Genomic DNA, 13142 nt, shown 5'->3' on the forward strand with positions numbered 1-13142 from the left:
TCAACCTCTTGTTTAGTTTCCGCGTGGCAAAAATTTATGGGGTTATGGGTCCATGTTAGAGATACGGAAACCCGGCTCTGTAGGGCGATTTTCGCGGAAAAGTGCCCGCCTGTTCCAGCAGGCGAGCCGGGTTTCTGTGCTAGAAACCATGACCGACTACGACAACGATTCTGAAAAGCGTACCGCCGTTTCGAATCACGCAGCGGTGATCGGCTACGACCAACGCGGTCGGTGCCACCGCTGGGACCCCGTCCGGGCCACGCTGTCCGTCACCGTCGACGGCGACGTCGTCCACACCGAAGAACTCGCTCGCCCGGCCGTCCAGCACTGGATCGACTACGTCCGCGAGGAGAAGTGCGGCTGGATCGACGAGTGGTGGAACGCAGAAACACCAGCGCACGACCGCCACCAAGCCGCGAAGGCCCAGGCGGCGGACATTCGCTACAACCTGGCGAAGGACGCCGCCCAGGAGGCCACGGCATGAGCTGCCGCGTCGAGGCCCGTCACCAAGCACACAATGCAGTGAACGCACTCGAAACCGTCCCCGCGGTGATCGGCGTCGACGTGGTCGCACCGAGCGTCGACCCCACCGACCGCTGGACCGTGGAGGTGACGCTCCGCACTGACGGCATCCCCGCCGTCGTCAGTGGGATCTTCGGGGAATACAGCTTAACGCTCAGGCACGCAGGCCCGCGCGGCGACTGGTGGCACGGGCTCGCCGTCGTCGACCAGTAGCGGAACTCGAATCCAATTTTTCGGTGCGGGACAGCCGTCAGTTGGTCACTATCCCTGTATGGTATCTGCTGTAAGTGGAGTCAGACAAGAACTACACAATGCGTGGGCTGTTACGAAGTTCCGAACGAGATCGGGCATTCTGGTCATGATACCCCGATTCGTCCTCTGAGTCAGTATTCCGGTCAAACAAGTCCATGTCATACTATAATACATTATCATAATTGCACGTTCTCACAGACACTGAAGACGACGAGTGGCCGACAGCAGTCAATGACGGATTCTACGGTATTCACACGCTTTGAGACCTGTCCGCTCATGGCCTTGGTGGTACTTGAGACAGAAATTGGTCAAGCTCGCACGTAATCCCGACTCCTGATCTACGTGGGGAGAGAGAGGCCCAAATGGTCAACTACGGCGTCTTGATCCGCCCCGGGGAACTGATAGGGGTACTGATTGACGACGAGAAGGATACTGTCATCGTGGAGCGTTTCGGTTCGGTGGACGGGTGCCGAAAGGATAGTTTCCCGGCCGATACTGTCGACTGTTCGTCGGGAGAAATAGTTCGCCCAGCACGGGTAGTCGATGTCACCAGTAATGACCTGCTCTTCTGTCGGAACATACCGTTCGATACGTGGACTTCTGTAGAAGCCGTATCCGCAGAACGGTTCGGTACGACGGTGGACAGCATTCGAGAGCTGCAAGAACCGACCCAGATACTCATCACGGGTTCGGTCGTCATCGTGACTGGTCTCCTTGAAATAGAGATTGGATACCGAGAGTGCGACATGCCGGAACCCAGTTGGCACACGACTCGTCTCGATGTCGATGGACACCTCGATCGGCATGCGTTCTGCCCATACCTCACAGCGGCCACTGTCTGCGGAATCTAAGAGGTCGATCACCTCTTCGATTGAGTCGACGTGGTCCCAATCTCGGCTTGCGGTCACTCGCCAGCCGTGAGTTGCACCATCACTGTTGGCCCGACAGCCGTTATCGAGAAGCGCGCGAATGGTTTCCCCAACGATGTCGTCCCGATTTTCTCGGTAGAGGTAATAGATTGAGACTGGTTCTTTGGACATGTGTTTTGAGTATTTCTGATTGTCAGTTGTTGACAATATAATCTACTTTATTAAGGTTGACCGACAGGGACGCTGAGGGATCGGCACCGGTCATTGTTCATATGTCTGTGCTTTGGCTTCAGATGTTCTATATATTTGCTGAGTTACCTTTAATCTGCGGTGACTGACTTCACTCGTAGCTCTCCGAAGCCGTACTTCGAGTGATTCCCGACACGAATCACGCGAGTTCATCACGAGGAACTCAACGAGTGGGTTCAAGTCAGAATGAATTGAGTGGTGGTTGGTGCTGGCTCAGCGCTCGCGTAGGTATCCTCGAAGATCGTCAACGCCGTCGAACGAGTTGATATCCTCACCGGCAAGTACCATTACCCCGCCAGAGTCCAGTTCCTCGATAGCGACGGCCGGCGCAGTGCGGAGTTTGTCCCGGCCGATTTCGTCGACCATCGCTGAGGAATAGTACGTGACGAGACTGGCATCGTCAGGACCGATCTCGTTCACCCGTGACGGAATCGGATCCGCGTGTTCACTTCTGTATGCGCCGAAATCGAACTTGAACCGGTCGAAGAGAACGGTTGCTAAATCGACAACCCGTTGGAACCGCTCCGGTTCCTGCACATCTGAACTGTGTGTTTCAATTTCTAACCGACAGCCACCGGGGTCTGTCGGGTTCAGAGTCAGTGTAAACGGGAGTGGCTCGTTGGTCTCTCTCCTGGTGAGTCCCACTCCAATCTGTGTACTCGCCGAATCGAATCGATCATACTGTTCAAGTATCGTTCCCAATTTCTCTATCCGCTCGTCAATTTCCCCTTCTCGGACGTTGATTTCGTCGGCGAAACCCTCCGGCGAAATGATGTATCTTCCGGGGTACTTTCCAGCATTGTACCGGGTACCCTGGGCGACCAGACAGTACAGGACACTCCCGAGGAACCATGTATCGGGTGTTTCGGTTCTTAGGAGTTGGATTTTCCAGTCGTGAATTGTTCACCCATCCATGTTGCCATGTGAAAATCGTCCTGAACTTCAGACGAGTCATACTGTTTCCTGCAGGCCACAGGGTCTGACTGAGCTCTCCTCAAAGTTCCTGCGGGATGTATTCACTTTCAATATCGACTTCCAGTCCGTGTCTTTCGGCCAATTTACTCAGCGCGAGTGCTGGGAGACAAACATACTCCTGTGCTGAACTGGGCTGATCAGCGATATCAGCAGCATGGTATTCAACTAATTGCTCAATGGCCTCATGCAGTTGCTCTGTATCGTGGGTAGCGATTCCTTCGAGAGCGATCGCTAACGGCTCGAAGTACTGTACGAGATCGGGATTGAGATCCTCTATGAATGCCCGCATGTTTGCGATGTATTGCCGAGCGTCTTCATCCTGGAGTAATGCCGCCAGCGCTTTCACATAGTAATACTCATGCAACAAGTCTCGATGGTGATTGGGGTACTCGGGATCCATCATCGACGAGACGGTTACTATTTCCTGGATCACTCCTTCATCACCCGAAAGAAGTGCCGAGTAAAACCCCTCACGTAATACAGTTGGCTCACTATCCCAATGGGATTGAGAATGTGATTCAATCGCATATTCTTCATACGCTTTATATCTCGATATATGATGTTCTACAGCTCGTTTGAACCATTGGTTAGCCTGCGAGAGATCTCCGAGGATTATCTGAAATATAGCTATCCGCTGTGCTTTACGGGCGATAAATCCATTAACTCTGTAAACTCGCTTTGGGGGAACATTCGAATCGCTAAGTTCAGATTGATGTTTCTGGACGCGGTCCTTCAGTCGCTGTAGTTCATCGGAAATCTCAGTTGTATCTATTTCCATTCTCTTTACTACGGTTGATCCAGTATCTGACCAAGCTTTATTATATCAACGTCGTCGATATCAAGCCCTATATCTTTTAATCCACCGTCAACGGTAAATCCATTCTTTGGCCGATCTTGCACCGCAACCAGCTCCTTCCGAAGTGGTGAATCTTCAAGTTCATTTACGAACTGACTTTGCTTACTGGTTTCGGCAGCAGCATCCAACTCGTCGATCGTAGTGTCGATCCACTCATCATCCATCTGGTGACCTTTCGTTTCCGTGCTGGATAACCAACCATCCTTAGTCACCGTTTGGGATGCACTAGAGGTCTTGTATTTCGCTTCAATGATGATAAGCTCATCTGAGTCTGAATTTGGATCACGAGCCACGACGTCAAATCCAGTCTCGCTTGTTCCTGACTCGAAGGGGACATCGACCACTTCGTATCCCTTCTCACGAGCGATACGAGGAGCGATTACCTCTTCACCAATATCCCCTTTCAGGTTCGTCAATTGATTGGGCCCCAATGAGGACGCCTCGTCAAGTGACGAGATACCATATTCGTCCAACAATCCTGGCGCCTCTGCTTCGATCGCTTGGTCGAGATACACTCGACCATCATCTGGATAGCGAACAGTCGCTGGCACGCCTTCATTCGTGATATCGAATGTAGCTGTTCCGTCACCGACATCGACATCACGGAGTTCATCGAAGTTCGTTTTCAGCGAGCCCATCGGCACATCGGCATCAGCGACCCTCCGGGCCATCCCTCCCGACCAGAGCTGTGCTGCGAGTGGATAATCAATTCCACCGTCCGGGACAAGTGAACCCGACGACCGGCCAGTTACTAACTGCCGATCTAGGTATGCATTCAGCGTGGTATCGTCGAGCGAGTTCGCAATGTCGGCTGTATCCTCACCAGCGACCTGGATGAAGAGCCGCTGGTCCGCCACCGTCGCATCGGCATCGAGGAACCGCTGAAGGTCCGCATCGGAGAACTCGCGGAAGGCTTTCAGCGACCGCGGGCCACCGTCAGCCACAAGCGTCGTGTAGCGTGCTTTGGTTGCACCGTCAAAAGTCCGGTAGCGGCGCATCGAGCGGCCGATGTCCGCTTTGGTCACGTCAGGATCGTTCTTGTACGCCTTGACGACCATCCGCTGATATCGAAGGTCGTCCTGGATGCGAACGAGCGTCCGGGCCGGTGTCTGTCCGATGCTCTTGACGACTTTCGCTCCGCTTTTGCCGTAGCGGGCTGCAAACTGCACCGTCGACCGTTCGCCAGCGGCATCTCGGATGGTTCGGAGCCGCTCACTCGGGATGCGGTCAATTGCCTCGATAGTGGCGCGAGATTTCACCGTGTCCAGTGTCCCGAGTGCTCGGCCGGCTCTGCCGCGAGCGAATTGCGTCGGGAGGACGTCATTTGCGCGTTTGAGGCTCCCGACGGTCGCTCTACGAGCCAGCCCAGTCGCTTTTGCTTTGGCGAGGACTTTGAAGCCGCCGGCCGCATCAAGCCCGCGCGAAATCGTCGTCGACGTCCGCGCCGCATTTCCGATGAGTCCAGCCCCTTTTGAGAGTGCTGCCTCTTCGACGACGAAGGCACCAATGTAGCCAACGTACCAGCCGCCTGCGAACGAGGCGTTGTTGAACGACCCAGCTGAAAGTGGGTTCTGTGCACGCTGGGAATGCTGGACCGACCCGACGATGGCACCAGGCACCTGGTTCCGAAGGGTTTCGTTCTGTGCGATGTCGATGAGTTGACTGAAGCCATTGATCACCTGACCTGGCTCCTGAGCCAAGGTTGCAAGTCCATCGATAGACTGGCCCGTGCCGTAACTCAGCCCACTCGTGAGACCGAGTGATGTGTAGATATTGGTCGATGTGGCCTGTGGCAGATCTGTCCCCCGTTCGATGAGACCGGCAGTGTCAGCGAAGACGTTCCGGCCGACGAACTCTTGTGCTCGGTCGTTTCCGTTTTCGTCTTTGGCGTAGACAGTGACCTTCTCGCCGAGTAAACTGTCTTCAAGGTTCAGTGCTGGATTGAACCGGAATTTGTCGATTGACTCGTAATCCTCATCGAGGTTGTAATCGCTATCGGACGTCGATTCGAACTCGTTGCCATTCTTCCGGAGTTCGATCCGCTGGAGTCCGGCATTGTCGTAGACTCCGTAGTCCACGACGTACTCGGGCGCCCATTCATCATCACAGGACCCTGTTCCATCGATATCGACTGGGTCCCAGCTCAACTCCACGTCGACATCGACATCGACGGTACAGATCTCCTCAACCGTGACTGACCTGAATTGGATTTCTGGCGGGTCAGCATCGTACAGGGTAGCACCCGAACCCTCTTCGAGTTCGACGGCATCGTCGATTCCATCACCGTCAGTATCCGTATGTTTCGGTGATGTCCCCCGCCGGACCTCTTCATGGTCGATGATCCCGTCCTCATCTGAATGAGCTTCCATTGGATTGGAGAGTTCAGCCAGTGGCTTCTCAGTCAAGTGGTCGTAACCACTCTCATCGTTCTGGACGGCAGTGACGTAATCGCGCGTCGCCTCCGGCGTTGTGGTGATATTGATGCTTGCGTCAGCAACTTCTTCGGCATCGCTCAGCCGGTCGCGGTCGGAATGTGGTTTCCGTGGGTCACCTGAGAGGAGGTAGTGATCGTCCGGGAGGTAGTCTGGACAATCAGCCGAGATTCCGTATTGGGAGCTGAGTCGGCCATCATTACAGTACTGTGTGACCTCTTGGCCGTCGGTGAGACCATCGCCATCGGTATCGTTTTCGGTCGGATTGGTGGTGATAATCCCATTTATAGTATGGAACCCACCGACTTCGAGACCGTCATCCAACCCGTCGCCATCTGTGTCTGCGTCATTCGGATCAGTTCCCAGCCGTTGTTCGACACGGTCTGGAATTCCATCATTGTCGGAGTCGTTAGATGTGGGGGCTGATACCGTCTGGGGAACAACCTGTGACCGGAGATTAACGCCAGTCGCAGCGATCGATATTGTCGCTGTGTCACCGCTTAGTTCCGAGACATTGAGGTATTCGCGGACTGTACCGACAGTCCCGATCGAGAGCGATTTAGTGACAGTGTTGCCGTTCGCATCGGTTGCAATTACTGTCGCGTTTGGATTGACGTCCGTCTGTTCTGTCTGATAGAAGATCGCAAGTTGATCAGTCGAGTCCGTAAGTGAGTACTCCCACGAAGCTTGGCCCGTATCACCTGTCGTATTGTTTGGATTGTCACCAGTGTTCGGTGATTCAGGGATGTGAATCGTCACTGGCTCATCCATATCCAGCGAAATCGAACGCGGGTCGGTCGCCTGCCCGGTTAACACCTGCCACGTGGTGAGTTCACCTGATGAAAGAGGGCTTTGACTTGCAGCGTCGTTGAATGCAGGCGAGATAGATATGGTCTGGTTCGGCAGTCCGCCACGGAAGACACCACCGTCAGTCCGTTTGTAGTTCCAGGCCCAATCAAATCGCGTCTCCGAGGTAAAGTCACCGGGGTCGTCCTTGACCACCCAACTGCCTTGACTGGTGGGGAGGTCATCAAATGTCATCGTGACGGCACCCCCAGACCCGTCATAAGGCTTATCATGGAGCAAAACAAGGCTCAGTCCATCAGGTCCAGACCAGAAGAACAGTTGACTCTTATCGCTTTCTGCAATCGGGAGAGGTGAGTTGATCTGCGCGTTGGCATAGTCGTAGAACGTCTCGATTCGTTGCCCGTTACTCAAAGGGACAGCCTCGATCGAACGGTTGTTCTGTTCAACGATGATCTTTCGAGCACTTGGGACACCACCCAGAATGAGTGTCGTTTCATTCTGGAAGTCACACGATTGTTGGCAAGTGAACGACGACTGGTTCTGGAAGACGATAGGTTCGGGGCTGTCAGCGGAGCCATTCGTTCCTGGTATCTCACCGGCAGTCTGCAACTCGGTATAGTTCTGCCACGCCGTCGCGTTCATTACTGTGTATCGCGAGAAGTGTGACGTCGTGGCCGTCACCGTATCATTCGCCTGGTCAACGGTTGTCGGAACCGGTTCAAAGTACTGGACCGTCTCATTGTAGCGGTAGACGGTCAACGCAGACTCATTGCCCACAGACGAGTCGGAATACTCGAACGTGAGCTCTGCTTGTTCGAATTCCCGGGTCGTAGTCAGGTCCACAATCGGAGTGACCCGAGCGTCACTCACTGGTCCACTTTCAAACCCAAGACGTGTTCCGTTTCGAATTTCTACTGCCGCTGCCTGCTGGCCCGGACCCGTTACTGCGACTGAAATATCGTATGTCTCATTAGTTGTCGTCGTTGTAAACGTCTCATCTCCATCGATGACTCCGTCACCGTCGGTGTCAGGATCGGTTGGATCAGTCCCGAGTTCGACCTCCTCTGGATCCGTGAGTCCGTCTTCGTCCGTATCCTTGGCTGTCGGGTCTGTCTCCAACTGCCGTTCCCGTGAATCGTTGAGTCCATCACCATCTGTGTCAGATTTGAATGGATTACTTCCGAAGGTGATCTCTCTGGCAGTCGTTAGGTTGTCTCCATCGTAATCTTCAGCGCTGTCGAGGCGCTGGTTGTCGTTTGAATCCGGATCTGTTGGATCCAGCTGGTCATATTTTATCTCAGCAACATCAGGGAGTCCGTCCCCATCGGTATCGATTTCCAGTGGGTCGGTTTTGCGGGTATATTCACGAACAGTCGTTAACCCGTCATCGTCAAAGTCTTCGTACCCATCAACGATTCCGTTGTCGCTTTCGTCATTATCGGTGGCTGTAGAGTTACTATCGGGGTCTAATGGATCGGTCTTGGTGACTGTTCGCTCATATTCGCCCGGAAGGTAGTCGCCATCCAGCAGGAGAGTATCACGGCCGACCACGTCACCACCGGAGCCACTGTTTTCGTTGGCTCCAGAACCTCTTTCCCTGGATTGCTGTTTCTCACGTGCAGGGTTTCCCTTCTGCTGTGGACCATTGGACTTCGTTTTACCAGCGCTCTTTTTTCGGTCGCCTGCACGTTGTTTTCCGGGGGAAGGTTTGCGCTCAGTATTTTTGGCGGTGGTCGTCGTGTCCGACCGGAGAGGCATGCGAGCGGACACTGTGATGTTGGTCTGGTTCGAGGGGACATCTACTTCGAATCCGAACGTCGCGTTCGCACCTGGGGCTGCAGTCCCATTGACGGGGACTGTAACCGGATCACCCCCATCGATACGGACTGAGACATTTTCGACTGGCCGGACAGACTCGACTGTCCCGAGGATATTCCGGTGAATCCCTGGTTCTTCGCTTGGAATATCTGCCCTGGTTCGGATCGTCACGTTCGGTGGTGTGGTCCGAGCAGTTGCGGTCAGTGCCCGCTGTGCGTGGTGCCAGGCCTGTCCGTATGCTCGCACGGCTTGTGCCCGTGACCGCAATTGCTGTTTCGAGTGTTTGTTCGACGCTTTCGCAAGTGTCTCATTTGCCCGTTGTTCTGCACGCTGAGCAGCCGCAAGTGCGTTCGATGCTTTTGGCGAAACCTCGACATCCGAGAGCTGGAATGTTCGCTCGACGTCACGGATTGCAACGCGTGCACTGGCTCGATCTGCCGCTAGAATCATCGCGGTCGCGTTGCTAACCTGTTGCTCGGCAGATGAGCGCTTACTCACATGCGCCAACGACGTTACTGCCTGTGCATCCCTGAGGAAATGCTTCTTCTCTGTCCGTCGCCACTCACCGTGGAACCCATCGCTGCTGTCGTTAAGCCGGTTTAATGCCCGTTCGAGCGCGCGATCTACATCCTGTCGGTCGCTCGAGTTAATTGATTGTATGACTGTCTGAGCCTGCGTGAGATGCTCGTAGGGGGTAGTCCCACTCGGCGTCGTCTCCCCGTTGAATAGGTCTGGACCAATGTATCCCGGGTCTATTGGTGTGACCGTTGCATTCCCCGATTGCAGACCACCTATAGTATCAGGTTTCCCCGGATTCACAATATTCTGTCCAAACGGCGTTTGTGTCCCCTCCAGATTTCCGTTCTCTCCAACCTCAGGGCCGGAATACCCGACCACCGGCGTTACTGGAGCGGTTACCAGCATTACCACTGTGCAGATAACTATGAGTGTGTATGAATGTCTCATTGAGCAACCTGTTTGAGAGATCCTTCTTAAATCTTGTTATTGGAATGGAGAATCATCTTCAATGATATAACCTGCTGTCTACCCCTCTATCGGCAAACTAGCCCTCGTCTCGGAGTTTAATTTCAGTCACTGATATATGTATCTAATTCAACCGTCAAGAATGAATTCTTGTAGACTGTGGTACAGTACGGCCAGTTGAGTGCGATATTATAAGCTAACTTTCCTGCTGATATCGAGAGAAGGCTGAATGTAGTCACACCTGTTGTGACAGACAAGCAACTCCAGAAGTACCGGACATGCGTTACGACCGCGTCCATTTCTTCTGAATCAAAGGGTCATCTCCCGAGTCCCACAACTAGCTACTGCATGTGTCAACGGCTGGAGGCCACGCCTAGACGTGCACCCTTGATGGGTTGAAGCAGGCAAGACTGAAAGCCAGTCGCCCAGTTCCGTGACGACCTATTTTACCACTTCAGCAACCACCCCTGGCAGCGATATCCTGGCGGAAACGGACAATCTGCCGTCTTCTACAGTCTTACCAAACAACGCAGGAGCCTACGCACGCACTTTTTGATAAGACCGGGTCGGGCTGGCCCGCCCGACGCACTACCCGAGAAGGGCATCGCTCGATGCTTGCCCAGAATAGTACAGCCGTCGACGCGGGTACGTCCCGCCGTGCTGCTCGCGACGGCCCACCAGAATCGAGGGCCCTGGAAGTGGCAACCCACACTGGTGCCCACCGTTCAGCCGCCGGGAGAGCGAGGTCTCGACGCCCGCGAGGGCCGTGGGACCGGCCCGAGCGCCCGACATGACGGGCCGACGAGACCGCCTTACGGAGGCCACACGAGGATCGCACCGACGAAAAGAAACACTGGGGAGAGGACCGCTCCCCAGAGGAGATTGGCTAGGAGATGCGTTCGGATTGCCCCCCACGAGTCCGGTGAGAGATAGCAGTCGCCGAGAACCCCACCAGCTGGCCGGAGTCTCCAGTCCCCGGTCTCCGTCTCCAGAGAGACCTTCCCGAACAGACGAACAGTGTCACCCGATTCGATCACCCTCTCATCGACACACAAGGTATGAGAGAAGATCCGCCCGTCGAAGACGATCGGCTCGAACGACTTCCCGTGTGCATCGAGAAAGTCCGTCAGTGAAGCTGGTGGGTCGCTGTCCGCGCCGAAGGCACGCCCCGTCTCGCTGCGCATCCCGTGTTCGATGATCGTTGGCGACTCACCCGGGTCAACCACGAGTGACTCACCAGTGACTACCCTGAACGGGACCCCGCTTCGCTCAGACGGATAGTCGGTGAAATGCCCCCACGGAAGGCCACGGATCGTTTCCCGCAGTCGGAGTTCCGTTTCGCGGACGACTGCAGGCCCATTGAGGACAGTTTCGACCCGTTCGGATTCGGCATGAACTTGCCCTTCGATCTTGACCCAGATGGCACCAGCTACTGATTCTGGCCGCCCCCGAGACTGGGGGAACACGTAACGCAGGAGGGTCACTCCCGTCTTCCCCACCCCCAGAACACCCGCGAGACCAAGTGTTAGCACAACAGCCCCGAAGAGTATGCCGACACCGTGCGCCAGAGTAACAGGATGCCGTGCGACCAGACCAACCCCGACACAAGTGATCAGAACGGATCCGAATGCGATGGCGCCGGGCCGCCGCTCCATATCTCGACAATAATTTAACCTGACATAAATGTCTAGTCCGACGATTCCCGCCGGCACATGATCGAGACTCGTATTGCCCCAATGATGTGGCCGTGAGACATTATTTCTACGACACACTGTCACGCTTCGGGTACCGTCCACACGCCGGCGTCTGTCGTCATTTGCGAACCCGATAGTGCAAACCGTCCAGCCGCCGGGAGGGAGCGAGGTCTCGACTTGCGCGAGGGCCGTGGGACCGGCCCGAGCGCCGAGCGACCGTCGGAGGGACCGACGGCCCCGGAGGGACCGACCTCCCGCTGCGGGGCGGTCGCGGACTGTCGACACCTGCCGGGACACTGCCCCATCACTGGCTCCTCGTTTCCCTCCGATCACAGGCCGCCGAACACACGTGGTGCTCCGGCCCCCACCCGTCTCTCTCGCCACGACGTGGCGCTCACTGTACCGGGTGTCAGAGTGTACTCCCCACGAGGAGGTCGTGGCTGCGCGCGCAGTGATCGCGCGGCCGAACGCCGTGAGGCCGCGACGAGCGAACGGGTCACGACGTGACCCGTGAGCAGCGAGCACGGATCGGAGGGTGGGGCGGTGGGTCGCGGGTGGTCTGGCCCGCATAACAAGAAAAGAGGGTGGATCCAGCCTACCGCAGCCGCCCACCGTCGGTCGCCCGTTCGAGCACCGTCGCCGGTGCGACCTGCCCGTGACGCGCCCGGTAGGCGTCGTGAAGTGCCCGGGAGTACCGCGAGACCCGCGTTGTCGTCGTCGGACACACCCGGCTGCCCGCCGCCACCACCGCGGCCTGCGTGAGCGCCTTCCCGTCGGTCAGCCGGTCAGCCGCGTACACCGCCGACGCCGCCACCGTCACCCGGGTCGTCCCCGGGCCGATCGGCTCCGCGTCGGCAATCCCCATGAGGTAGCGCCCGAGGCGCGCGTATGCCAGCACCGTCTCGGTCGCCAACTCGTCGTCCAGCCCGGCGAGCACGGCGTCCACGACGGCCGGCCGCACCGGGGGCACCTGGCCGACCAGCCCGCACTCCGTCCGGATCTTCCGGGCCGCCGCACACGCCCGCTCGTGGCTCGTCTTCGCGTAGTGGGCGATACGCTCGGGCTCTCGCTCGAACCCAGCCGCTCTGGTCGCCAGCAACACCGCGCCGCAGGCCAGCGACTCCCAGGCCATCCGCCCGCCAGCGAGCCACTCGGCGTCCGCCCGGCGCATGTATCGGGCCGCGTCCTCGCCGACCCAGCGTGGGAGATCGGCGTTCGTGCTGATGTTCTCGACGTCCCGGAGCGCGTCGGCCAGCCGCCGTTCGCGATCCGCCAACCGCTGGTGGAACGTCCGCATCCGGCCGAGTCGTCGCCGCCGGTCCGTCGAGAGTGGGTTCCCGTTGCCGTCCATCCCGAGGTCCATCCGCGACCCGAGGCCGTTGTCAACCCGGAACGCGGTGGTGGGTTCGATCGCCCACTCCTGGGGACCGCTCACCCTGGTCGGCCCGTGGACGCTCGGCGTCGGCGTCCGTGCCAGGTCGTCGCGCCGCACGACCAGGCCACAGTCCCGACAGAACGTCTCGACGTCGTCCGCGATCACCCGACTCGAACACGCTGGGCACTCCGTGTGGGTCGTCTGCTCGTCCGTGTGGTTGTCAACTGCCTGTGCAGCCGAAGCTTCTTCACTGATCTCGATGTTAGAACTCATTGGATCTCACTGATCCGAAGGCGCGCACGCGCCGAC

At 56.7% G+C, this 13142-nt stretch carries 8 protein-coding genes; 2 read left to right on the forward strand and 6 right to left on the reverse strand.

The window, feature by feature from the left end; translation table 11 throughout:
• Positions 1-148 precede the first annotated feature (148 nt).
• Entirely contained in the window at positions 149-484 is a 336-nt protein-coding gene (locus ACFR9U_RS04605) for a hypothetical protein (protein ID WP_247376260.1), read from the forward strand.
• Positions 481-735 (forward strand): hypothetical protein, encoded by a 255-nt coding sequence (locus ACFR9U_RS04610; RefSeq protein ID WP_247376257.1) that lies wholly within the window; start codon positions 481-483, stop codon positions 733-735. Before ACFR9U_RS04605 ends, ACFR9U_RS04610 begins: the two co-directional genes overlap by 4 nt.
• Positions 736-1112: 377 nt before the next feature.
• On the opposite strand, the gene ACFR9U_RS04615 is transcribed toward ACFR9U_RS04610, so the two are convergent.
• The 6 genes from ACFR9U_RS04615 to ACFR9U_RS04640 all read right to left on the reverse strand — a co-directional run bounded on the left by ACFR9U_RS04615 (position 1113) and on the right by ACFR9U_RS04640 (position 13106).
• Positions 1113-1814, reverse strand: coding sequence for a hypothetical protein (locus ACFR9U_RS04615; protein ID WP_247376254.1), 702 nt, complete (start codon positions 1812-1814; stop codon positions 1113-1115).
• Between the two features lie 291 nt (positions 1815-2105).
• Entirely contained in the window at positions 2106-2429 is a 324-nt protein-coding gene (locus tag ACFR9U_RS04620; protein WP_247376252.1) for a hypothetical protein, read from the reverse strand.
• A gap of 457 nt (positions 2430-2886) precedes the next feature.
• Entirely contained in the window at positions 2887-3645 is a 759-nt protein-coding gene (locus ACFR9U_RS04625) for an immunity 49 family protein (RefSeq protein ID WP_247376249.1), read from the reverse strand.
• A gap of 8 nt (positions 3646-3653) precedes the next feature.
• Positions 3654-9746: a hypothetical protein gene (locus ACFR9U_RS04630; protein ID WP_247376246.1), complete on the reverse strand. Its 6093-nt coding sequence runs from the start codon at positions 9744-9746 to the stop codon at positions 3654-3656.
• Between the two features lie 830 nt (positions 9747-10576).
• Positions 10577-11419, reverse strand: coding sequence for a hypothetical protein (locus ACFR9U_RS04635; RefSeq protein ID WP_247376244.1), 843 nt, complete (start codon positions 11417-11419; stop codon positions 10577-10579).
• A gap of 634 nt (positions 11420-12053) precedes the next feature.
• The gene (locus tag ACFR9U_RS04640) at positions 12054-13106 is read right to left on the reverse strand and encodes a transcription initiation factor IIB family protein (protein WP_247376242.1); all 1053 of its coding nucleotides are present in this window, start codon (positions 13104-13106) and stop codon (positions 12054-12056) included.
• Positions 13107-13142 lie beyond the last annotated feature (36 nt).

Origin of the sequence: Halorientalis brevis (assembly GCF_042678165.1) — an archaeon.
Lineage (GTDB): Archaea > Halobacteriota > Halobacteria > Halobacteriales > Haloarculaceae > Halorientalis > Halorientalis brevis.